Annotated in this window: 18 protein-coding genes, 1 tRNA gene and 1 pseudogene; 6 read left to right on the top strand and 14 right to left on the bottom strand. The window is 58.4% G+C overall.

Annotated features, from left to right (window positions below; translation table 11 throughout):
• Nucleotides 1–37: 37 nt before the first annotated feature.
• The gene (locus VR71_RS03300; protein WP_040650340.1) at nt 38–1,024 is read right to left on the bottom strand and encodes a D-glycerate dehydrogenase; all 987 of its coding nucleotides are present in this window, start codon (nt 1,022–1,024) and stop codon (nt 38–40) included.
• Nucleotides 1,025–1,127: 103 nt separating this feature from the next.
• On the opposite strand from VR71_RS03300, the gene VR71_RS03295 reads away from it, so the two are divergent.
• Nucleotides 1,128–1,631, top strand: coding sequence for an SH3 domain-containing protein (locus VR71_RS03295; protein WP_045681175.1), 504 nt, complete (start codon nt 1,128–1,130; stop codon nt 1,629–1,631).
• A 128-nt stretch (nt 1,632–1,759) separates the two neighbouring features.
• Nucleotides 1,760–1,834: transfer RNA gene (locus VR71_RS03290), tRNA-Gln, on the top strand.
• Nucleotides 1,835–2,198: 364 nt separating this feature from the next.
• On the opposite strand, the gene VR71_RS03285 is transcribed toward VR71_RS03290, so the two are convergent.
• The 7 genes from VR71_RS03285 to VR71_RS24585 all read right to left on the bottom strand — a co-directional run bounded on the left by VR71_RS03285 (nt 2,199) and on the right by VR71_RS24585 (nt 8,182).
• Nucleotides 2,199–3,155, bottom strand: coding sequence for an abortive infection family protein (locus tag VR71_RS03285; protein ID WP_296429828.1), 957 nt, complete (start codon nt 3,153–3,155; stop codon nt 2,199–2,201).
• A 176-nt stretch (nt 3,156–3,331) separates the two neighbouring features.
• Entirely contained in the window at nt 3,332–4,333 is a 1,002-nt protein-coding gene (locus tag VR71_RS03280; RefSeq protein ID WP_296429823.1) for a hypothetical protein, read from the bottom strand.
• Nucleotides 4,334–5,324: 991 nt separating this feature from the next.
• On the bottom strand, nt 5,325–6,248 hold the full coding sequence (locus VR71_RS03275) for a hypothetical protein (protein ID WP_045681170.1): 924 nt from the start codon (nt 6,246–6,248) through the stop codon (nt 5,325–5,327).
• A gap of 80 nt (nt 6,249–6,328) precedes the next feature.
• Complete coding sequence (locus VR71_RS24590; RefSeq protein ID WP_296429821.1) at nt 6,329–6,502, bottom strand: hypothetical protein; 174 nt, start codon at nt 6,500–6,502, stop codon at nt 6,329–6,331.
• Nucleotides 6,496–7,782, bottom strand: coding sequence for a DUF6538 domain-containing protein (locus VR71_RS03270; protein ID WP_045681184.1), 1,287 nt, complete (start codon nt 7,780–7,782; stop codon nt 6,496–6,498). The genes VR71_RS24590 and VR71_RS03270 overlap by 7 nt, the downstream gene beginning before the upstream one ends.
• Nucleotides 7,783–7,867: 85 nt before the next feature.
• Nucleotides 7,868–8,053: a hypothetical protein gene (locus tag VR71_RS03265; protein ID WP_045681169.1), complete on the bottom strand. Its 186-nt coding sequence runs from the start codon at nt 8,051–8,053 to the stop codon at nt 7,868–7,870.
• Between the two features lie 3 nt (nt 8,054–8,056).
• Nucleotides 8,057–8,182 carry a hypothetical protein gene (locus VR71_RS24585; protein WP_296429818.1) on the bottom strand — a complete coding sequence of 42 codons (126 nt, stop codon included), beginning with the start codon at nt 8,180–8,182 and terminating at the stop codon, nt 8,057–8,059.
• 292 nt (nt 8,183–8,474) lie between these two features.
• On the opposite strand from VR71_RS24585, the gene VR71_RS03260 reads away from it, so the two are divergent.
• Nucleotides 8,475–9,926 (top strand): ATP-binding protein, encoded by a 1,452-nt coding sequence (locus VR71_RS03260; protein WP_045681167.1) that lies wholly within the window; start codon nt 8,475–8,477, stop codon nt 9,924–9,926.
• Between the two features lie 1,322 nt (nt 9,927–11,248).
• Here VR71_RS03260 and VR71_RS24580 read toward each other — a convergent pair.
• Nucleotides 11,249–11,401: a hypothetical protein gene (locus VR71_RS24580; RefSeq protein ID WP_296429816.1), complete on the bottom strand. Its 153-nt coding sequence runs from the start codon at nt 11,399–11,401 to the stop codon at nt 11,249–11,251.
• 245 nt (nt 11,402–11,646) lie between these two features.
• On the opposite strand from VR71_RS24580, the gene VR71_RS03255 reads away from it, so the two are divergent.
• The 3 genes from VR71_RS03255 to VR71_RS03245 are packed head-to-tail and all read left to right on the top strand — an operon-like array spanning nt 11,647 to nt 15,092.
• Complete coding sequence (locus tag VR71_RS03255) at nt 11,647–12,951, top strand: glycosyltransferase family A protein (protein WP_296429814.1); 1,305 nt, start codon at nt 11,647–11,649, stop codon at nt 12,949–12,951.
• An 8-nt stretch (nt 12,952–12,959) separates the two neighbouring features.
• Nucleotides 12,960–13,172, top strand: a complete 213-nt coding sequence (locus VR71_RS03250; protein WP_045681162.1) for a hypothetical protein — start codon at nt 12,960–12,962, stop codon at nt 13,170–13,172.
• 3 nt (nt 13,173–13,175) lie between these two features.
• Nucleotides 13,176–15,092 carry a glycosyltransferase family A protein gene (locus VR71_RS03245; RefSeq protein ID WP_045681160.1) on the top strand — a complete coding sequence of 639 codons (1,917 nt, stop codon included), beginning with the start codon at nt 13,176–13,178 and terminating at the stop codon, nt 15,090–15,092.
• A gap of 55 nt (nt 15,093–15,147) precedes the next feature.
• Here VR71_RS03245 and VR71_RS03240 read toward each other — a convergent pair whose 3' ends face one another.
• The 5 genes and pseudogenes from VR71_RS03240 to VR71_RS03220 all read right to left on the bottom strand — a co-directional run.
• Nucleotides 15,148–15,339, bottom strand: coding sequence for a hypothetical protein (locus VR71_RS03240; RefSeq protein WP_009816438.1), 192 nt, complete (start codon nt 15,337–15,339; stop codon nt 15,148–15,150).
• Nucleotides 15,340–15,430: 91 nt separating this feature from the next.
• Nucleotides 15,431–17,782: a mechanosensitive ion channel domain-containing protein gene (locus VR71_RS03235; protein ID WP_045681149.1), complete on the bottom strand. Its 2,352-nt coding sequence runs from the start codon at nt 17,780–17,782 to the stop codon at nt 15,431–15,433.
• Nucleotides 17,783–18,070: 288 nt separating this feature from the next.
• The gene (locus VR71_RS03230; protein WP_045681147.1) at nt 18,071–19,870 is read right to left on the bottom strand and encodes an NAD(P)/FAD-dependent oxidoreductase; all 1,800 of its coding nucleotides are present in this window, start codon (nt 19,868–19,870) and stop codon (nt 18,071–18,073) included.
• A 152-nt stretch (nt 19,871–20,022) separates the two neighbouring features.
• Complete coding sequence (locus tag VR71_RS03225) at nt 20,023–21,780, bottom strand: sigma-54-dependent Fis family transcriptional regulator (RefSeq protein ID WP_045681145.1); 1,758 nt, start codon at nt 21,778–21,780, stop codon at nt 20,023–20,025.
• 167 nt (nt 21,781–21,947) lie between these two features.
• Nucleotides 21,948–22,773: pseudogene (locus tag VR71_RS03220) on the bottom strand (chromosome segregation protein SMC); the annotation flags it as partial.

The following is a 22,773-nucleotide window of genomic DNA, read 5'->3' as shown; positions in this document are numbered from 1 at the left end:
CGCCGTCATAAGAGGAATTGCAGCCAAAGGCGAGCGCTCAGAGCATTGAGGGCACAACCTGATCAGGCGGGCGATGCCCATCGTCAAAGGTCTTGATGTTGATGATGACCTTTTCGCCCATCTCGATCCGACCTTCGAGAGTGGCCGATCCCATATGCGGCAAGAGAACCACATTCTTGAGTTCTCGCAATCGGGGATTGATGTCCGCACCGTGCTCGTAGACATCAAGCCCGGCACCCGCGATTTCACCTGCCCGCAGCATGCGCGTCAGGGCATTCTCGTCGATGACCTCGCCGCGTGACGTGTTGACGATCACCGCGTCGGGCTTCATCAACTTGAGCCGCCGCGCATTCATCAGGTGAAAGGTGGAAGGCGTGTGCGGGCAGTTGATGCTGAGCACATCCATCCGCGCCACCATTTGATCGAGGCTCTCCCAATAGGTTGCCTGCAAGGCCTCTTCGGTTTCGGGACGCAACCGGCGGCGATTGTGGTAATGGATCTGCATGCCAAAGGCGGCGGCGCGCCGCGCCACTGCCTGTCCGATCCGCCCCATGCCAAGAATACCCAGACGCCGCCCAGCAACCCGGCCACCCAGCAAAGCTGTCGGCGACCAACCCTGCCAGTCACCAGACTGCATTACTGCCAAGCCCTCGGGCAAGCGTCGCGTTACGCTAAGAAGCAGGGCCATGGTCATATCCGCAGTATCATCAGCGGACACTCCCGGTGTGTTTGATACGAGAATTCCATGCTGGCGCGCGGTGCCTACGTCAATGTGATCAACCCCTGCCCCGTAGTTGGCGATGAGTTTCAGACGGTCCCCGGCCTGCGCGATCAGGCTGGCATCAATCCGGTCCGATAGCGTTGGGACCAGCACATCGACGTCCCTGACGGCACGCGCCAGTTCCTCGCGAGTCATTGGCGCATCTGTCTCGCGCAATCGGACATCAAACAGTTCACGCATCCGCGTCTCCACCGGTTCAGGCAGGCGTCGCGTAACGACAACACTCAGGCGTGCAGATGGCATGAAGCCCTCCTTAAAACTTTCCTTTCAGGCGCGTTGCTGCCAGAGTGGCGCAGGAAAGAGCGGGGCACAAGAACCCCCTTGCAATTTGTCGGGCAGAAATCGAATGACAGTGATGAAATCAGGTCTTGCGGCCGTTTTTACGTTGATATTTGTCGGTCCGCTGGCCGCCACCGCCGAAGACCGTGGTCCTGTCACAAACCTACCTCTACCGCGTTTTGTGTCGATGAAGGCCGCCGAGGGGAATGTGCGCCGGGGGCCCAGCCTGACGCATCGGATTGACTGGATCTTTAAGCGCCGCGATATGCCGCTCGAGATCACGGCAGAGCATGGCCATTGGCGGCGGGTGCGTGACCGCGATGGCGCAGGCGGTTGGGTGCATTACACGCTCTTGTCAGGCGTACGCACAGCAAGTGTCGAAGTCGAGATGCTGGATCTTCTGGTCAAGCCTGAGCCGGATACAATGGTTGTGGCGCGACTGGAGCAAGGCGTCATCGCCCGAGTCGAGGAATGCAAGCCTGACTGGTGCGCGATCTCGGCTGCGGGATACGACGGATGGGTCCCCAAAACTGCACTCTGGGGTGTCAAAGCCAGCGAAACCTTTGAATGATGCAGCCAATTATGTGAAGGATTCCAAAGTAATTTCAGAAACATAATGACCGAAACACACGAGCAGGTGTTTTTTTTACCAAGCACCCTTGAACCGCGCCAAGGTCCAGAGTAATTAGCGCGGCACGTTGGGGTGTAGCCAAGTGGTAAGGCATCGGTTTTTGGTACCGTGTACCGTAGGTTCGAATCCTACCACCCCAGCCAAGTCTTCCCGATCCTTGATCCGATGAGCCGCGCGGGCTGTGTTAAGCGCGAAAGTGCCCCGGTTACTGCCCCCGCTGGCGGGCGGCTCGGGTGACGCCCCGGATTGCTCGGCGAGGACCTCTCCCACGCGGGACGTCAGAGGCAGCCCGGTAATTGGGGTTAGTACTGGAAGACCCTAGGGGGAATACGGATAAGTAATGGGAAGAGGGATAGGGGAGGTGTGGAGGAGGTTGTAGTTTCATTACTACTCACCACTAACTTAACTAACCTGGATGAAAGACTCCTAGCTGGGTCCGCGACAATCCACGTGCTAAAGATCACTCATGGCACCCATCGACCCACGTCACTCACGACCCTTGGACGTTCACCGCTGGTCCGACCATCCGGAGGTGAGTCGGGTGGTGGCGGAGGTGTGGGGCGAGTGGTTCGTCGAGGAAGAAGGGGAGGGAGAGGTCAGATGAACGGTCGGAATGCGGGACGATGCTGCCGTTGCTGCTTCTGCGCGAATGTCTGCTTCAGGACTGTTACACGACTTAATCGTTGCCCGTTGTTCCTCAACTCTCGCGTGCCAAGTTTCGATGAGAAAAAGTGCCATGGACCCAGCAAGGTTAACCGTCAAAGCGGCGTGACGCGGCTTGAACGGAACTCGTGAGCGACCCCCAGCATGGGCATCACCACCTTTGTTGCGCAGAGAACCAATGCTCTGAACGACACTCTGGCAGTTTCCCAAAATCGTTTTGAACACTTCCTCCTGGTGCTGCGATGGTGCGAGCTTTAAGATCTTTGCTGCTTCAGAATAGAGTTTCGGCACATTCCATCTTGCATCCCACTGCGCACCGCTGTCCTCAATGACGTGTTTGCAGACCTCCTCAAGTAACGTACTTGCGGCGGTAACGGCGCCGTCCGGGTCGGTTGTTCGTCTGTCCAGTGCCTTCGCCCAAAAAGCTTGGACAGCAGGAGCATCATAGACATCAAGACCGTCTGTGATCGTCGCGTCTGCCGCACCGCCACCTGCCTCTAGAAAGGTCAATAGCGGTACGAAAGCATCAGTAACGTGGCCTCGGCGAATAGCCCAAGAACCAGGACCACTTGCAACGCTCGACAATGATGACTGCACAGAGGCGGCGTCATTTGAGAAGCGCACAAAGCTCGGCAGAAGCCGTTTGCTCGCCGTGTCTTCCATTAACCTTTTTCTGGCCAGTTTGTACTCGGTCTCCGACCCCCCTTGGGTCGTCAGGCCAACGATGTTGTTTCTTAGAAATAGTGCACATTCAAAAAGGTCGTCAGGAATCTCAGGTTCACCGAAATCGCCATAGGTCATCAGCTTTCCTCGAACTTAGGGCTGGCCGAATGTGACCCAAGTGGCGAGCCACGTGCAAGGTCTAGAACGTTTGAAGGCCTCAGACACCGGACATTCGTGCTACGCGCAGCATCCACCTATTGGCATCGATACCGTCGTTCGACTAGCAAGCTGGAGTGGTCCACCAATCCTATCGCTCACGAGTCTCTCACCACCGCCGCCTCGAACAAAGCACGACGCTCCAGAGAGCCACGCTTCGTTTCGAGCCGCCTCATCTCGGCGTAATCCTCCCTTCTCTCCTCGGGCACTTCATCCCAACCCATCCAGTCGTTGGCAATCGGCAGCGGGTGTCCCACCACTCGTTCCGACTCCCGCGCCATCAAGGCTTTCAACGGTTTCACTTGCCGATAGTCGACGATGAAGCTGTCGTGGACGCACAATACCGGTAGATTCTGCTCGACCGCCGCCTTCAAAACACCCTCCGCGATTCGAGAGTCCACATTCATCAAGCGAATGCCTTGGTCGTTGAATAGCGTTCCCCGCAACTGGGGCGTCCGCTCGATGAACGCGTTCAACAGGCGCTCGAGGTCGGTGTTCCGAAATCCTTTGGCCCGGTCCTTCGCCGGGTAACCGTCGCGAAAGGCCTGATAGGCCGCGCGGTCATTCGCGGCGTTTATGGCGGTGAGGACGAGTGACTTGAGGTAACCCCGCTGGTCTTTGCGGTCGACCCCTTCCAGAAAGCCGTCTGTCAGATCGTACGGATCGCCGTCCAGCTCGGCACCGTTTTCCAAGCTCAGGATGTTGACGTGAAGAGCCTTGAAGTCGACCTCCACTGTCGGGACGCCGTTGATGTGGATGTGCTTGCGAAGCTCGGAACCAATCTGTTGCCACCAACCGCCGTAGAAGCGTCCGTTGCAATTCCAGTCACCGCGCGAGAAGACACGGCGAACAAACTTGGCTCCCGGAAAGAACGACACACGAATTCGGTCTCCGGCACGCGCACCGACGTTGATCTCTCTTTCGATGTAAGGCTCTTCGATCGACGGAAGGTCAATGAAGGTTCTGCTTAACAGGTCGTTGTAAGCCCGCAGATCGCGACGCATCCGTTGAGTGACCTCAGTGTCTTCATACTCAAGGTTCTGTCCTTGATCGTCACGCAGGATGATGCATTCCCGGTCCGCAGCGTGCCCGATGTCCATCGGTCCGAACCTTGCTTCCCGGAACTTCTGCCTCAGCGGCTCGGCGGCTCGAATTCTAGCGGAGCGGTTGGTTCTTGCTCCCGGTCCGGAGTAGCTTCCCGTAGAGAGGTCTATCAAACCGAGTTCGGCCAATCTGTGGATGATCCGTGGCGTAGCCCGTGAGAGGTGAAGGGCATTATAACGACTTCCCGTAACCCATTTCCGCAAGTTCAGGTCTATGCCGATCGAGAGCTCGGGGTCGGTTGTCCAAGCCACGTAGAGGTCAAGCAAGACGACCTTGAGCATGTCCCTAGGTCTGCCTTTGGGCTTCGGACCGGGCCTCTTCCCCTCTCTTTCGTCGTCGACGAACCACTCGCCCCACACCTCCGCCACCACCCGACTCACCTCCGGATGGTCGGACCAGCGGTGAACGTCCAAGGGTCGGGAGTGACGTGGGTCGATGGGTGCAGTGGGTGATCTTTAGCACGTAGATCGTTGTGGACCCAGCTAGGGGTCTTTCATCTAGCGTAGTTAAGGTAGTGGTGAGTAGTAATGAAACTACAACCTCCTCCACACCTCCCCTATCCCTCTTCCCATTACTTATTCGTATTCCCCCTAGGGTCTTCCCCTACTAACCCCAATTACCGGGCTGTCTCTGACGTCCCGCGTGGGAGAGGCCCTCGTCGGACAATCCGGGGCGTCACCCGAGCCACCCAACACGGGGGCAGTAACCGGGGCACTTTTGCGCTGAACACAGCCCGCGCGGCTCATCGGATCAAGGATCGGGAAGACTTGGCTGGGGTGGTAGGAGACCCTCGAAGCCGAAGAAGCGCAACGGAAACCGCCGATGAGCGCCGCGAACGGGGCATTACCCGGGGGCACTCTACGGGAAAAACAGAAAGGAAGGGTGCCGGGGGTGACGTCTCCGGGGGTGGCGGGCGGACTGGCTCACGGGGTCTCGGGTGAGGTGGCGGGGGCTCGGGTTTAACGCAGGCAGTTTGGCGGTGAACTTTTACGGATGCGGAGAAAGCGGGGTAGGTGTGCCACCGTCTGACCAGATTAGTACTCTAGTTTCGTCCACGAGGTTTGACGCACGTTCTGCGGCCACATCCCACCAACTTCTTTCAACCGGCTGTGTTTCAGCATCGACAGTATCAACTGCCTCTGTCGCGAGCCAAGGGAAAAGTTTCCAGTCAACGATGGGCAGTTCGTAGTTCTTCATCTCGCTAAGCGCTGGAACCGCATTCCTCGTTCTTTCCCAAACTTCTCCCGGTGATGACTTGACGAGTACCCACAGTTCCGCACGAGTTGGTACTCGCTGGGCGCATACGGTATGTTGCTCATCGCTAGTTGCAGCGTCCGGATCAAATGCCTTTCGGAGCTCGTTCATGTCTTTCAACGTGTCGCAGATATCTTTGAGCTCAAGCATAGTTGCGCCCACGATAACGGCAATCCCGAGGTAAGGTAAGGCTTCACCTGCCATTGACCCGATTTCGCGTGTTGAGGTGGCTGCAGCCCTTCTGGAAATTCTCCCGGCCGTCGTTGCCACGGCCGCCTTGGCCGCAACTCTCTTACCCTTAAACACGACGGTCGGAACAGCTTCCTTTAGCTCAGAACGCAACTTCTTAGTTGTCGCACGTTCCGCAGCCAAATCTCCTGTGGCTTCAGTGAGTTCGCTCTTCGCTTTTCGTTTGGCCGCGCGCTCCTGACTTAGTTCTCCGCTCAAATCGGCGACTTCATCGGCATGCTGCATGGCCACTGTACGTAATCCCGTTGCCGCATGGAACGCCGAGGAGGCTGCGTTGTATAGCACGCCGCCGATAAACATTGCGATATTCAGCGCAAGGGACGTGACTAGAAGTAGAGCGACAACCATACGCATTCCGTTTCTCAAACTCATGCCGAGCACTTGCAAAAGTAACCCAATGATTTTCATCTAATCACCTTCCCCAAAGCAGCTAGTTCATCCCAGTTCATTCTTGAACCCCGGCCAACTCACGCCAGCCGGGGTCGTTCTCAGGGCAGCTTACGCGCCAAGACGTAATCCGCCAACCACTGCCAGTACTGGTCACGGCTCGGGAAGCCCTGCTGACGTGCCGCGAGGTCTTCCGCCGCCGCCCGCGACAGACCGCCGTCGAACTCCGCGATGGCGGCCCGCTCCTCGAAGGCCTCGATGTCCGGGATCAGCACGACGGCAACCGGATCTGGTCGATGATCCCCCGCTTCTGCTCGTCGGAGATACCCGCCGAGTAGATGCCGTAGGTTATCCCGTTCTCCGACCGCGCGGACTTGTGGCCGACCAGCGACGCCGTGAAGTGCTCCGGGACGCCCGTTCGCTCGCACTGGGTGATGAACCACTTCCGGGTGGAGTGGAAGACAAACCCGGGGCGATCGAGCTTGAGACGCGCCCGCAGGTCCGCGAACCGCTTGGTCACCGTGTTGACTGACAGGTCCGGAAACAACGCCCCTTCGGATGGCAGGTCGAGCAGAACCGCCTCCAAGCCCTGATGGAGCGGTACCAGCCGTTCGGCGGCGTCTGTTTTGAGCTCCCGGATGGCGTTTGGGCGGACCCAGACGAACCAACCCAGATTGCCCTTCCGGACCAGATCCTTCCGCAACAGACCCAACGCCTCCCCGGACCGCATGCCGGTCAGCAGACAGACCATCAGCGGGACGTGAATCAGCTCATCCCGGGCAGTTAGAAGCCTCCGGACCTCGTCGTCGGTCGGCACGGCGTAGGGCGCGGGTTTCACCTTGCCCTCGAACCGAACAGTCCTGAACGGGTTCTGCGGCAAATGCCCCTCGTAGACCGCCCAGTCCAGGAAGTGGTTGACCTGCGACCAGATGCGCTTGCGGGTTCTGGCTGCAATCCTGCGGTTGCCCCGGTCGGACCAGCGAACCAGTTGATCCAGCGACATGCGCCGGGTTGCGGGCACCTTTCCGATCAGCGGGGAAAGCCGGGCGATCAGGCTCAGAAACTCCCGCCCGTCATCCCGGGTCAGCGCGGTCACGCGCCGGTCCGAGAACTTCGACGTGAACAGACCGACCGAGTAGCGGACGCTCTTGAACCCGCCCCACCGCAGCTCGCGCCCCCGCAGGTTCAGGTACGACCGGGACAACTCTCCGACGGTCGGGGCCTTGATCTTCCCCGGGAACGCGACCGCCCCCTCCGCCTCCAGAGTGCTCCGGAGAGACGCGAGGGCGCTTCTGGATGCCTCGCCCCATGCAAACCCCGAGGAGTGTCCCTGCGCGTAACTCAGGGCGTCCTCGGCACCGGCGCGGGCCTTGCGCACCAGTTCCTCGTAGCGGGCGTTAACCTCCACGGCGCGGGCGCGGGCGGTCTTGACGTCGCCGGTCTTCAGCGACTGTTTGAGGGCGCGCGCCGCCAGAACGGGTGCGACGTCCACGGGGTAGTTTCGGCGGTAAAGCCAGGTTTGCCCCTTGAGATAGGCGTACTTGATGTCGGACATGACTACTCCTTCCCGGGTAAGTGCCCCCGGGGTCATTTCAGGTTTGATTGTTGAGAAAGGTGTTCAGGCGTCGGCTGGGATGCTGTTAATCCTTGCCGGTCACCGACTTGATCAGGTCCAGCGGCGGCTCGCCGTAGCTTCCGGCGAAGGGACCGGTTAAAGCCTCGCCGGTCACGCGGTCTTCCTCGACCGTGTCGACCTTGAACAGGTGTTCGGGGATGTCATCGAAGGCTCGGATGACAACCACCGTGCCGGGTTTGAGATCGGTCACGGGTCAACCCAGCCATACCAGCGCGACCAGCGCCAGCAGCAGCCAGCCGGTCAGGTCACCACCACCGCCGGACGTCCGACGGGTCTTCTTCTGGGGCGCGAACAGCCACGCCAGTGCTTTGATGAGCATGAGATACCTCCTTCTTGCTATCATTATAGATGCGGAGGTTTTCTCGGTTTTTTGGGGGGATTAGGTCGGTGCTTGCAGGTCGCTCGCGATAGGGAGGGCCGAGAGTTGGCGTTTGCTGCGGTAGGCGCTGAGGTCTGCTTTGCGCATTCAGCTGCATTTTCCCAAGTCGGAGAACTAATATGCATTCGTGCGCGTCTCTTCGTATCACTCACCCCAAATCAAGCCGGTGCAGGGAGGTTTGACAAACTGCTTGAAAAGTGGCCAGTTTCAGAAAGTTTTAAGGATTCCAGCAATGATCACACTAAGAGACATCACATCATTTGGCGAAATAGCAGCAGAGGATGATCCGGTCCTCGACTACTTCCTAACGACGGATGCCGTACAAGATATCGAAAGTGGGAAGATCCTGCTTGTGTTGGGTCGGAAGGGTAGCGGTAAAACGGCTCTAGTTAGACACTTTACAGAGACGCAACCATCTAAACACGGCCAGCCATTGTCGTTGAGGAGTTATCCTTGGACTACGCACGCAGAATTGGTCGACAAAGGTGCGTCTGAAACGGAAGCTTACGTAGCTTCTTGGCGGTTGCTTATCGCGATCAGGCTAGCAAGCATGGTCTCAGAACTCGGTTCTTCCAAGTATACCGACACGCTTGATGGACTTCGGAAATTTTTAATCGAGAACTTTGGAACTTTGAAGCCGGAGACCAAGTCAATTCTGTCACGACCAAAACTTAAGGTGATTGGTCTCAGCGTGGGTCCTCAAGTCGGAGGGTTTTCGCTTGGCTCCATCACATTTGGCGACCCAGCGAGACAAAAGGTACTCGGACTGGAACTGGATAGCCTTGCGAATTCAATTCTGACTGACATAAGCACCGCTATAGCTGAGCTTCGCATCCAAAATCTGTACCTCCACTTCGACGAGTTAGATCAGGGGCTTGACATATTGGATGAGACAAAGAAACGGATGTTGATAGGTCTTATTCTGGCTGCTCGCGACATCAAACGCTCCACCGAGTTGCGAGCCAATATTTCACCAATAGTGTATCTAAGAACAGATATTTGGGAACAAGTGTCGTTCTCCGACAAAAACAAAATCACAAGAGGCTCAACTGTACGTTTGGCGTGGAATGAAACAACGCTGAAAGATCTTATTGAAGCGAGACTTGCATCGAAGCTGGGTGCCTCTGTGAGATGGTCAGACATAGAAGATGCAGGGCGAATGAGAGGTTCCCAAGGCAAGCTTCAGCACATGCTCTCTCGTACTCTTCTACGACCACGCGATGTTATTCAGTTTCTTAACGAAGCGCTGAAGGTCGCTCGTGCCAGTACTGACGACCCTTTGGTTTTCATTAACGACGACTTCAACACATGCAGGGCAGAATACTCTGAATATCTGAAAGATGAATTGGCTGACGAGATCGATCCCCATTGGCCAGATTGGACAGATGGTCTTCGCGCATGTTCAAAGAACGAGACGATCACTTTTCAAAAAGATGAGTTCTTGAAAAACTACAAAAAAATCAGATCGTCAACTAATCCACTGGATGGTGATGCTGCATTGGAGCAACTTTATCGCTTTTCAATTGTTGGCTATCTGAGACCTTCAGGCGGTGGAGGGTCGTCTTGGTCGTTTAGATACTCAGACGAAAATGCTGGATGGGATTCAACAGCGTCACGTTTGAAAGTCCATATTGGGTTAAAAGAGCACGCTCAATTGAAAGAGGAACGTGTCGGCAGGGATTGATGGAGGTATGCGATAATTCCCTGCATAAGGCAGCAAGTTCGGCGGCCTGCGCATCGGTTTTTAGTTCATAGCACTTGGGCAAAGTAGCTCAACTCGTAATGTTACAACCGTGATCAGCAAGGTGCCGGAGGGCGGACACTGGGCCTTTTGCGGTAATTGATCGTAGTTTGTATCAAGGTCTGCCTCCTTCCGCCCCCCACTCACCCCGCCGTTTAAACCGCCGCCCCCCGACGCCACTCGTGCGAGCCGTATTCCGCGATACCTCTCGGGCTGTCCTCTCGCGGGTGGTCGTCGGCTTTAACCCCCCGCCTCCTCACCTGACACCCCGTGAGCCAGTCCGCCCGCCGTCGCCGGAGACGTCACCCCCGGCACCCTTCCTTTCTGTTTTTCCCGTAGACTGCCCCCGGGTAATGCCCCGTTCGCGGCGCTCGTGGGCGGTATCCGTTGGGCTTCTTCGGCTTTGAGGGTCTCCTACCACCCCAGCCAAGTCTTCCCGATCCTTGATCCGATGAGCCGCGCGGGCTGTGTTCAGCGCGAAAGTGCCCCGGTTACTGCCCCCGCTGACGGGTGGCTCGGGTGACGCTCCGGAATGCTCGGCGAGAGCCTCTCCCACGCGCGATGTCATAGGTAGTCCGGAAATTGGGGTTGGAAAGGGAAGACCCCGGGAGAGAATACGGATAAGTAATGGGAAGAGGGATAGGGGAGGTGTGGAGGAGGTTGTAGTTTCATTACTACTCACCACTACCTTAACTACGCTAGATGAAAGACCCCTAGCTGGGTCCACAACGATCTACGTGCTAAAGATCACCCACTGCACCCATCGACCCACGTCACTCCCGACCCTTGGACGTTCACCGCTGGTCCGACCATCCGGAGGTGAGTCGGGTGGTGGCGGAGGTGTGGGGCGAGTCTGCTTAGGGGACGCCTCTCGGGAAACTAGACGTATCCTTCGCCGCCGCAGTTTCTACAGCGCATTCTTTTCGAGCCAAAGCATCCGCTGCACCGAATATACTTCGTATTCCCGAACGGGTCGCGCCCCGCAATCACCTCGCCCCTGCCGCCGCAAATCTCGCACGCTATTTGACCGGTCGCATGGCAACGGGTGCATCTTCGCTTGTCAGGCTTTCCTTTTAAACGAGAATGATGCTCATCCATTCCTGATAACTTCCCAAGTTGACCAGTTATATTTTAGGAAAGCATAGATTGGCCCTTCTGTAACGCGAAACTGACTGTTGCGTGTGATCAGATCGGCTGGGTGACGCAACTGCAAAAGGTAAAGCAGGTTTCAACCGCTGCGCCTTCTGCTGTCACATGGCTCCGTGTCAGAGGTAGTCGGGATCAACCCCGTAGGCCCAATTCGCCCAGTCGTCGCGCTTGTTGTCCGCCTGTGAGCCGATCTCGAGATGCTCGGGTTTGATGCAGCTGCGGTTGAGGCACCGACGGCGGATGACATGGTCGCGTGTCCCCAGCGCCATCGAAGACAACCGAATTCAATCAATCCAGAGTCTTCTGAAAGAAGGTGTGTGTCCGGCTTCGGTCGGCAGACAAGACAGGTGCAGCCGATTTTCGCGGCACGGCGAAAAGATTGCAGCCCAGAGGCTGGCATATTACAAATTGTGACAACACATTGGTCACTCTGACCAAGTTCTTCAATTTGCGTCACACGACTTGGCGTTTCATAGGGAAGAAAGCCTCCGCTATGTCATCCATGCATTCAGAGATGCCCAGGTTTCTGGCGGAACTCATGCGCTTGCTTGAGAAGCCCTGCATTGATCAAACTGGCGCACCGTCGGTTGCATTGGAACCGCAGTTGCAGGCAGGGCTGGCGTGGCTTCGGGACCTCGATTCAAACGAAGCGCGCCCTCTTGCAGACTTGATCGGGTGTTTGCTGATGCGGTTGGCGCAGGACAAGCTCGGGTACCGCATTGCCCTTCAGTCCGTCCAATTCGAACTGCAAACCCTAAGGCAAGCGCGCAATCTCGTCGATGAAACCCGGCTCTCCGGCGAGGCTCACGCCCTGGCCATGCTCTTGGCGCGCCTGCTTCCAGATTTGCCAGACGACATGCGCGAGGTGGCATTCTCCCCCGCCGAATACCTCGACCTCAATCCGGACGTGGCCGCAGCTGGCCTTGATCCTATGGAACACTATGTTTCAAGCGGGGCCATAGAGGGGCGCGCGCCCCGGCGTCTGACTGTGGGATCAACTCAGCCCAGCACCTCTGACCTGTGCAATAGTCTTTCCACGCTCGCGAATTCCTCCGTGGCACCACGCTTTTGCCGCGACATGCCCGACCTGCTGCGCAGTGAGGCGCTAAAGCTGCTCGGCGAGAAAAAGCCAAACGTGACCGTGATCTTGCCGACATGGAATCGGGCACACACGGTTCTGTCAGCGGTCGCTTCGGCGCTCTTGCAATCCTATACGCCAACGGAAGTGATCGTCATTGACGACGGCAGCACCGACTCCACCGTAGAGCTTCTTCGCCAGCGCTTTCCCGAACCCATTCGAGAAGGTCGTCTCGTGCTCATGACGCAGGCAAACTCTGGGGTCTCAGCCGCGCGCAACGCTGGTCTAGCACGAGCCCAAGGCGATTTCATCGCCTATCTCGACAGCGACAACCATTGGGAGTCCGACCATTTGCTCTATGCGTTAGCTGGACTGCTGGCCGTACCGAATGCGCAATGCGCCTATACTGCGCTCTGCAGGCACAACCTCTCGCACGGCTGGAGCGACATTCTCTTTCGCACATATGACAAAGCTGCTCTGATCGAGGCAAACTTCATCGACCTCAACAGCTTCGTGCATCAGCGCAGGCTCTATGAGACATGCGGAGGATTTGATACTGCTCTGACGCGGCTCGTGGATTGGGATCTGGTGTTGCGCTACACAGCCGATGTTGCCCCGGTCGCTCTGCCGGTCATCACCGGCCATCATGTTGTGGACAACATCGGTTTGCACAACATCACCACATGCGAAAGCCTTGAACCAAATCTCGCGTATATCCGCGCCAAGCACAGCACTATTTGAGAGGCCCTGTGACACATTCTGAGGACGAGAACACACAGAGGGGGATCGCCGCGCTTGAACACCAGAACAGGCTTCTTTTGGCACAGGTAGAGGGGCTACGCGCAACCCTCGCCATCAAGGATGATGAAATCACCCGATTGATCGGGCGCTTGCTGGAGTGCGAGGCGAGAATCTCGACACCGCCCAGCCTATGGGCGCGACTGCGCAATTGGCGGGGCTGAGTCGTGCGGCTCTTGGTTGAACAGGGTGACATCGCTCGCGTCCGCTCCAGCGCGTTCTTTGATGCCCGGTGGTATAGTGACACCTATCCAGACGTTGCGCGCACGCCGCTTGATCCTGCATCGCATTTCGCGCGGATCGGGGCCTTTCTTGGCCGCGATCCGGGACCGCAGTTTTCATCACGGTATTACCTTGCAGCAAACCCGGATGTCGCTGCGGCGGGCTTGAATCCGCTTCTGCACTATCTCTCGACGGGCCACAAAGAGGGGCGGACGCCAAATCCCGGTGTCCTGCCGACGGGCCCAACGCCGCAGTTGCAACGACTCAAACACTTGCGCGACCTCCTGGAGACCGGCGGCTTGGACGCCGGTCCACGGGCCGCATTAAAGGACATGGCGGGAGGGCGTGACGGACCCGATGCCGCTGCCGGCGCGGCCGAGGCGCTTGCCCTGACGGCATACAGGTGCAATGACATGGCCGAGACCCTGCACTGGCTGAATGTCCGCCACTCGATCAGCCGCGATGCCTTTGCCCGTCTTGCCCCTCTCATGGCCATTGCAACCGCGCGTACCGGGGACACAGCGGCGGCAGAAGCCGTGGCAAACACCGTCCCGCAAACTTCGGCGTTGCACCTGGCGCGCATATGGTGGGCCAAGACCGAGCCGGAAACCTTGGCCTGCCTCAATGCCGCCTTGACCTCTGCAAGTCTCTCGCCCGTGGCAATCGAAGACGGCACGGGACACGCGTTTGACCGGATTACCCAAAGCGTCAAAGTCGGACAAGCTCCCGATGATGGCCCGGTCGTCAGCGTTCTGATGGCTGCATATAACTCTGAGGATACGATTCCAACAGCCCTGCGCGCGATGCAGTCCCAAAGCTGGAACGCGTTTGAGCTTCTGGTGATCGACGACGCAAGCACGGATACCACCCCCAAGATCGTGGCCAAGCATGCCGCCCAAGACCCTCGAATCCGGCTGATCCAACTCCCACGGAATCAGGGGGCTTACAGTGCACGCAATGCCGGTCTGGCTGAGGCAAAGGGCCATTTCGTGACCCTGCACGACGCCGACGATTGGTCCCATCCCGACCGTCTGCGTCATCATGTTGAATTTCTGTTGGCAAACCCCGGATATGTCGGGTGTCTCAGCCAACAGGCGCGCTGTGCCCCCGATCTGCGTATCAGTCGCTGGACTGGTCAAGGCGAAGCATTCTTTGAGAACATGACCTCGCTCATGTTGCCCACCAATCTCGTGCGCACATGCCTTGGGGGATGGGACGATGTGCGTGTCTCCGCCGATAGCGAATTGCTGCGCCGTGTGCGCCGATTGTTCGGAGCGCATGCCGTCGCCACCCTGAATAGCGGTCCACTGGCGCTACAACGCGCGAGTGAGTCCAGCGCCACCGCCGATAAGGCCATCGGCATGGGTTGGTTCTATTACGGAGCGCGGCGCGAGTATTTTGAGGCGCAGTTGCATCATCACGCCACAGCATGGCATCTTTGCTATCCACCAGACGGCACCCGACAATTCCCCGTCCCGACCATCCTGCGCACACGGCAGGGTGAGCAGAGCGAGACCTTGCTCGACCGTGTCTATGCTGGTCTTTTGACCGTGCAGAATGATGCCCTCGACATGTTGCTTGGCTGGCTCAACGAGGACCGCGTCAAAAATCACAAAGTTGGTCTTGTGCCGCTCTACGCCACGACAATGCCGATCGAGGGCGGTCTTTCCATACACCCACGCCTGCGCGACCTTATCGACGGGTCCAATCTACGTGTGCTCTGCTATGGTGAAACCGTGCGATGCACGCGTTATATCCGCTTGCCCGGTCAGAGCGTCACAGAGCCCCATCGCTATCTTCCGACCGTCCACGAAGGTCATCGCTGCGTGCTCGCGCCGGGACAAGTCCCCAGAGATCAGTGATAACCTTTGCAGCCGAATAAGAGGATCGGCGCAACGCCCCTGCCTTCGCTTCGGTTCAGAGGAACTGAAAATCGTCCACCGTCAGATCCGCCGCGGCGACGCCCTCGACCAGAACCTGATGGCGGTTGACGTTCAACTGCGCGCCTCCCGCTGTCTCCACAATCCCCAAAGCCGCTACGAAACCCGCAATCCCGTTGCCACCGTTGGTGATCTTCTCCGCACCTGTATCCCAAGCTGAAAGGGGCAATCTAGCGGTTGTTGGCCCACACAGGGCACGACTTCACCTCGTCCTGCACGGTGCCAAGGGATACGGGTTGAATCGACCAGATCAACTTGGACTACCCAAGTTGAACTTCCGCTTCCTGATGATCCATATCGACCTTGACGCTTTGGGTTCTGCCGTCCTTTGTCTCGCCAAAGTAGATCGTCTGATGCGGGAACGGAATCTCGATATTGCGCGCGTCAAAGACCTTCTTGAGCACGCCATTATAGGCCCGGCCAATGCCCCATTGCCGACCCGGAACGCATTTGATCCGGGCGCGCAGCATCACGGCGCTATCCCCAAAGCTGTTGACGCCGAACCATTCCAGATCGTCGAGAATACCATCGGCCTGAGCGGGATCGCCTCTGAGTTCGGCAAAGGCATCGAGCATCGCCTGTTTCACCTCATCGACATTCTCGCGGTACGCCACGCCCATGTCACAGACGAAATAGCCGTAATCGCGCACATAGTTCGACACCATGTCGACCGAAGAAAACGGGATGATGTGATAGACGCCCTGCACGTCGCGCAGGCTGACCGAGCGGATCGTCAACCGCTCGACCGTGCCGGTGACGCCCCCAACGGTGACCACGTCGCCCACATTCATCGCATTCTCGAACTGGATGAAAATGCCGGTGATGATGTCCTGCACCATCTTTTGCGCGCCGAAACCGATGGCGAGGCCCAGCACCCCGGCAGAGGCCAGAAGCGGCGCGATGTCGAGCCCGATTTCGGCCAACACGAACATCAGGGTGACAACGACGAGGGCAATCGTCGCGGCATTGCGCAAGAGCGTGAGCAGCGTCTGTTCGCGGGCGGTAGCCACCTTGCCGAATTCAGGGTTGAGCCGGTAATCCACCCAAGAGGTCAGCGCCAGCCACAGACCAAATGCCACAAGCAGCACCAGCGACACCGACAGGATCATACCCGTGAGACGCAGGCCGAACTGGCTTACCATCCAAGCGCGCACGTCGATCAGACCAATAGCGTTCACCGCAAGCACCACGACCAGACTAAAGATCATGGCGCGCAGCACAAAGAGCACCTTTGGCACAAAGGCGTTGAGCCGCCCTTGCAAAAGCGGCACACGCGCCGACACCCCCGGCGGAAGCATCACACCGCGCACCATCGCTCGGCTGAGAAACCCCGCGACCGAAAACCCCAAAAGCCCGACGACAAGCACCTGACCAGACGCAAGAAACGTCCGGAATACCGCATTGCCCGGACTGAGCAGCACGATCACGAACATCGCCAATAGGTATCCAAGTGCAGGCCAATGCCAGTGCCGCGCGAGATAGGACAGCGCCCCACGTCCCCTGCGGCGCGGAGTGATCGGGCTTTCAGTCAGACCAAGGTCGTTCGTGTCCTGTAGGCTGGCCGCTACACGCGGTGCGCCGATTTCTTCGACCGCCTCAGGTGTTTGCGTTTCCGCAAGCCGCTTGCCAGCGAGATCTATGTCCCCTTCCCCAAGAAGCCAATCGGTCACTGTCTTGCGGTTGCGCAGTACCAACCAGATGGCAAAGGTGAGGACGGCAAAAGCGATCAGCGCGGATACAGCCCGACCAGCGGCAAAGGACACATTGCTGTTGATGATCGGCACGACCAGCAATTGACCATATCCTACAACCCCGACCATGAGGTTGATCCGCGACGACAGATAGCTTGCCGCCCGGTCGTTGATTGGCAGCGGCCTGAGAGATGTCGCCGAGGGCGACAGCACAAGTCTGACCGCGACCTTTGCCATTTCCACCAAAAGGAACGCGTTGAGATAGAGTGTCTGGCGGATGCCGATCTGTCCAAACTCGCCTAACGCCAAGGTTGCCAAGGCATATCCTGCGGCCCAAGCGGCAATGACAATCAAGGCGTCTATCACCGCAGAAATGATGAATAACATGACGGTCCGCACCATACCCCCGTCGCGCGCAGAGGCGCTCATCCGGGCGTAGAGTGATTTTCCAAGTCCCCGCAGCACAAAAAACGCAACGATGGTTCCCACGATCACCAGCGCCAGTTCGGCCAGCGCTTCGAGCAGAATACCGGCCTCTCCGCCGCTCAAACCATCAAGCACAGCGGGCGCACGCGCGACCTGTTGTGAGAGGCTCGCAGCCCACCCTGCGATATCTTCGGCAGCAGCTTGCGTGATCAATGCCACCCGGCGTCCAAAGGACAAATCCTCAGGTGGGGCCTCGCCTTGGGCCAAGGTGTCCACCACCTCATCCCCAAGGGGCGCGGCTTCGGGCACACCCACATCCCGGAGCCGCTCTATCAGGTCGGCCCTCGCGGTGTCGTCTTCAATCACGTCAAGAAGCAGGTCAACACTCGAACGCGGCGCGCTGGAGTCCTCCGAGGTCGGCGCGGTTTCCTGCGCGGCGACCGCCGTAATCATCAAAAACAGTGCAACGAGAAAACTCGCAAAAAATCGTGCCATGACTCAAAGTCTCCATGTCCCATTTGATTTTTGGGCACATGGAAGCGCCCGTGATAGCGCGTCGAAACAGTCTCGCTACGCGCCGCGCTGATCAGCGTCAGGACCTCATAACCTATTGGAATATCCTCTGGGGTCAAGGATTGGCCGGGATTTAGTAAGTTTTGCCATGAATGTGCGACTCGGACCGCATTGGCAAAACGCCAGCAACATCACAATCGCTTGCAGTGCCGCGTCCTTATACGCGCAGCGGATCGCGACCCGTCGCAACCGGGCGGGTCGCGTCCTTTCTCAGCCGAGGTGATGGACGTCTTGCCGCCCATAAACCGGCGTTTCGATCCCTTCCATCCGCGCCTTGAGTTGCAGGGCTAGGAATTGTGAATAGTGCCGCGACTGATGCAGATTGCCACCATGGAACCAAAGCGCCTCGACTTGGGTGGGTTTCCACATATTGCGCTGTTCACCTTCCCATGGGCCGGGGTCTTTCGTCGTGTCAGAGCCAAGCCCCCAGACCTTGCCGATACGGTCAGCCATCTCCTGCCCCATCAGGTCCGCAACCCAACCGTTCATGGAATTATAGCCTGTCGCATAGACGATCAGATCCGCCTCGAGTTTCTCGCCCGTATCCAAGATCACGCCATCCTCCACCACTTCGACAACCTGTCCCTGTGTCAGCTTGACCTTGCCGTCGATGATCAACTGACTCGCACCCACGTCGATATAATAGCCCGATCCCCGCCGCAGATATTTCATGAACAGCCCGGAACCGTCATCGCCCCAGTCGAGCTGAAATCCGGCCTGCTCAAGGCCTGCGTAGAAATCGGCATCGACCTCTCGCATCTTGTCATAGAGGGGAATCTGGAATTCATGCATGATCCGGTAGGGCAGCGACGCAAATATGAGATCGGCCTTTTCCGTGGTCATGCCGTCGCGCACCGCCTGTTCCGAATATAGCCCGCCCAGACCGATCTCCATCAGCGTGTCAGAGCGCACGATATGCGTGGACGACCGCTGCACCATGGTCACATCAGCGTCATGCTCCCAAAGCGCGGCACAGATGTCATGCGCAGAGTTGTTGGAACCGATGACAACGCATTTCTTGCCTGAATAGGCATCGGGGCCGGGGTGCTGTGACGAATGCTGCTGATCGCCCTTGAACTTGTCCATGCCGGGAAAATTCGGCAGGCGTGCCTTGCCCGACATACCCGTTGCCATGACAAGCTGTTTTGGGCGCAGCGTGACCTCCTCACCGTCGCGATCCACGACGACGACCCACTCACCGTTTGTGTCGTCATAACGGGCGGATTTTGCCTCCGAGCGGGTCCAGTAATTCAACTCCATCACCTTGGTGTACATTTCCAGCCAATCACCAATCTTGTCTTTGGGGGCAAAGACCGGCCAGTTTTCCGGAAACTTGATATAGGGAAGATGATCGTACCAAACCGGATCATGCAGGCAGAGCGATTTGTACCGCTTGCGCCAACTGTCGCCGGGGCGGTCGTTGCGTTCAATGATGATCGTCGGCACGCCCAGTTGCCGCAACCGCGCGCCCAGCGCAATGCCTCCCTGCCCACCGCCAATGATCACGGTATGTGGCTGCGTCTCGTAGCCCAGCGTTTGCGCCTCCTCCTCGCGCTCTTCCTTCCATGTGGTGCGCTTTTTGTCCGCGCCGTGTTTGGCCCCTAGCGGGCGGGCAAAGCCCTTGGGCTCCTCGTAGCCCTTCAACTCGACCATGGTCGTGAGCAGCGTCCAGATCTTTCCCGCCTTTAGCCGGATCAGACCATAGCCGCGCGCCACCTCGGTCTCGAACTCGATCCACGCCGTCGTGACGCCCCCGGCTTCGTCCGGCACCTCGCCTGCGGCGAGTCTCCAGTTGCGGGGTTTTGTTGTAGCAAGTTGCCGGCGCAGCATGTCCTCAACCTGATCTTTGCCTTCGAGCGTCTTGAGGTTCCAGGTGAATGTAACCAGGTCACGCCAATAGCAATCGTCCTGAAACATCTCGCGCGCGGCGGCAATGTCGCCTACCTCGAGTGTCTTGCCGAATTTATCCAGAAACGCCTGTGTCTGATCGACCACTGTCGAATCGAGCATGTTATCCTCCCTTGGTTGTGGCTTTTCGCAACAGAAGGCTGGCATGCTCAGGCCGTCCCTGACCATGGTTTTGCATCCCGCACAGGTTCAATTCCGCGATTGCACCGCCCTGACGTTGCGCGCGCAACGCCGCGCAACACTGCGCCCCCTATCTAATGCGGTGGCACCAACCCCGCTTTACGCACACGTCGCAGAACGGTCGAGCGGTTGAGGCCAAGCCGCTTGGCGGCCTTGGACATATTCCAGCCACAGGCATCAAGAAGCGCCTCAAGATCTTGTTCAGGGGTATTGTCCGGTTCTGCGGCAAAACTGGGCGCAGGCAGATCGGGCAGATCAATAACCTTGCCGTCGGTGACGCTCACGGCAACCTTGATCACGCTTTCCAACTCTCGGATGTTGCCCGGCCAGTTCCGCGCGCCTAGTTCCGCCCGTGCGCCGGGCGATAGGCTCAGATCAGTGTCGGCAAACCGCCGCATCAGCCGATCAATCAGCCAATCGAGATCATGCCTCATCCGCAGTGGCGGGAGCCGCAACCGATCACCGGCAAGCCGGAAAAAGAGATCGGATCGAAACCGTCCCTCTTGCGTCGCACGGGCAAGATCGCAGCGAGAAGAGATGATGACACGCAGATCATCGCGCGTCTCCAAAACCCTCAATAACGCGGCTTGGCCGGGCGCATCCAGATCCTCGACCCCTTTGAGGAAAAGCGTGCCACACGGCACATCCGCCAACCCTGCAATGCTTGGGTAAGTTGCAGCGGCGCAACTCAAGACATGAAACGGGCGTCCCGATGGTCCGCAAACATGAATCCCACGCGCCAGCCGCTCCTTGCCAGTGCCAGTCTCGCCTTCGATCAAGAGCGGCACACGCGTCGAGGCCAGCCGCGCCGCACGCACCAACAGAGGGCCAAGTACCGGATCAGCCCCCGCGAAACTCGACAACGTGCCCGGCAAGGGCGCGGGCGCCGGACCTCGAACAACCCGCGCCACTTGTGGCGCGATGGCATGTCCAAAAAGGCCCCGCCCATCTTTGAGGCGTACCACCCGCTCCTCTGTTGGACGGCCACGCATCAGGTCAGGAAGATCATCGACCGACATTTCCAGAACGTGCTCAATTGAACTGCCGATCAACCCCTCGGACCGCCCCGGGGCCAGCAGACCGATCGCACCATGCGTCATGCCGACGATCCGGCCCGACCCATCCAGTGCCACTGCGGCCTCGGGGTCGACCTCGAGAAACTCGGGACTTGCGGAAAACCGCAGCACCCAATCGCGCCGCGTCATCGCCATGAGATTGGCCATCTCGACCCGCCGCGCCGATGCCCTGACGAGATTGATCGCAAGGTTTTGGCTGGATTTTTGCGACGGTGAGCGTAGGAGCGAGATATCGAGCACCGCCGTCAGCTGTCCCTGCATGTCATAGATTGGCGCTGCGGTGCAGGAGAGTGGCGTATGCGCCACCCCAAAGTGATCACTCTGATGGATTGTCACAGCCTCGCCGGTGACAAGACAGGACCCAACCCCGCAGGTGCCCGCCAGATCCTCGGACCAATTGGACCCGAGGTATAGCCCCGACTGACGCAGCTCGTCCTCGAACCTCGGATCACCAAAAAAATCGACACATATACCTTCTGAGTCGGCCAAGAGCAGCACATAATTCTGCCCCGCCACCTGCCGAAAGAGCGATTGCAACCCGGACCGCGCCGTGGCGATCAGACGCTCCGATTGCTCGCGGTGACGTCGCAATTCGGCATCGGTCACGATATGCGCAGCGTCCGCCTGCGCCGGGTCCATGCCATAGGTCTCGACACAGCGCCGCCAACTGTCCAGCACGATTGCATCGCGGCCCGGCACCAGAGAAGTGCTGCGCAAGGCGCGGTCAATCTCCCGCACATGGTCCAGATCACTCATGCCGTCCTCCTCGGCCTGAAAATCCTACAGTGACTGAAACAGTGACTGAATAAGCGTCTGCTTTCTCGCACCTCAGGAGGCGTCCGAGAGCGTGTGATCGAGTATATCAAGCCGCAGCAACGTTGGCTCTAGGCCTTTGGTATGCCTCGTCATGCCACCGATCGCCGTCAGGCGACCATTTGCGCGGCCTTCTTGAGGTCCACGGAGACAAGCTGACTTACGCCTTGCTCAGCCATGGTGACCCCAAACAGACGATCCATCCGGCTCATGGTGACAGCGTGATGGGTGATAATCAAAAACCGGGTCTCAGTCCGGCGACACATCTCGTCGAGCAAATCACAGAACCGGGTGACGTTCGCGTCATCCAACGGCGCATCGACCTCATCCAGAACGCAGATCGGCGCAGGATTGGCCAGAAACACCGCAAAGATCAGCGCCAGCGCCGTCAGCGTCTGCTCGCCCCCGGACAAGAGGCTGAGCGTCGAGAGCTTCTTGCCCGGAGGCTGGCACATGATTTCCAACCCCGCCTCAAGCGGATCATCGCTCTCGACCAGAACAAGATTGGCCTCACCGCCGCCAAACAGATGGCGGAACAAGAGGGTGAAATTGGAGTTCACCTGCTCAAAGGCCGTCAAAAGCCGCTCACGACCTTCACGGTTGAGGCTGGCAATCCCGCTGCGCAGGGTCTTGATCGCCTCTTCAAGGTCAGTCTTTTCCTTGATCAGACCATCATGCTCCGCCTCGACCTCCTTGGCGTCCTCTTCAGCTCGCAGGTTGACCGCGCCCAGCGCATCGCGCTGACGCTTCAGGCGATTCACATCCGCTTCGATGACCTCAGAGGCAGGCATGGCGTCAGGATCGGCCCCAAGGCTCTCAAGCAGAGCGTCGGGCGTGACCTCCAGCGTCTCTTGGATCCGCTCGGCGGCATAGTCGCGCGTCTCGCGCGCAGCGTCGAGCCGCGCCTCGGCGCGTGCGCGCAATTCGCGCGCCTCG

It is taken from the genome of Roseovarius sp. BRH_c41, assembly GCF_000961715.1.
In the GTDB taxonomy this organism is placed as follows: domain Bacteria; phylum Pseudomonadota; class Alphaproteobacteria; order Rhodobacterales; family Rhodobacteraceae; genus Roseovarius.
The sequence above is the reverse complement of the archived record's forward strand: the minus strand, read 5'-3'. Positions and strand labels throughout refer to the sequence as shown.

Coding starts and splice junctions, on each gene's coding strand:
- VR71_RS03300 (WP_040650340.1), bottom strand. CDS start 1,024: ATGCCATCTGCACGCCTGAGTGTTGTCGTTACGCGACGCCTGCCTGAA.
- VR71_RS03295 (WP_045681175.1), top strand. CDS start 1,128: ATGACAGTGATGAAATCAGGTCTTGCGGCCGTTTTTACGTTGATATTT.
- VR71_RS03285 (WP_296429828.1), bottom strand. CDS start 3,155: ATGACCTATGGCGATTTCGGTGAACCTGAGATTCCTGACGACCTTTTT.
- VR71_RS03280 (WP_296429823.1), bottom strand. CDS start 4,333: ATGGACATCGGGCACGCTGCGGACCGGGAATGCATCATCCTGCGTGAC.
- VR71_RS03275 (WP_045681170.1), bottom strand. CDS start 6,248: ATGAAAATCATTGGGTTACTTTTGCAAGTGCTCGGCATGAGTTTGAGA.
- VR71_RS03270 (WP_045681184.1), bottom strand. CDS start 7,782: ATGTCCGACATCAAGTACGCCTATCTCAAGGGGCAAACCTGGCTTTAC.
- VR71_RS24585 (WP_296429818.1), bottom strand. CDS start 8,182: ATGCTCATCAAAGCACTGGCGTGGCTGTTCGCGCCCCAGAAGAAGACC.
- VR71_RS03260 (WP_045681167.1), top strand. CDS start 8,475: ATGATCACACTAAGAGACATCACATCATTTGGCGAAATAGCAGCAGAG.
- VR71_RS24580 (WP_296429816.1), bottom strand. CDS start 11,401: ATGGCGCTGGGGACACGCGACCATGTCATCCGCCGTCGGTGCCTCAAC.
- VR71_RS03255 (WP_296429814.1), top strand. CDS start 11,647: ATGCCCAGGTTTCTGGCGGAACTCATGCGCTTGCTTGAGAAGCCCTGC.
- VR71_RS03235 (WP_045681149.1), bottom strand. CDS start 17,782: ATGGCACGATTTTTTGCGAGTTTTCTCGTTGCACTGTTTTTGATGATT.
- VR71_RS03230 (WP_045681147.1), bottom strand. CDS start 19,870: ATGCTCGATTCGACAGTGGTCGATCAGACACAGGCGTTTCTGGATAAA.
- VR71_RS03225 (WP_045681145.1), bottom strand. CDS start 21,780: ATGAGTGATCTGGACCATGTGCGGGAGATTGACCGCGCCTTGCGCAGC.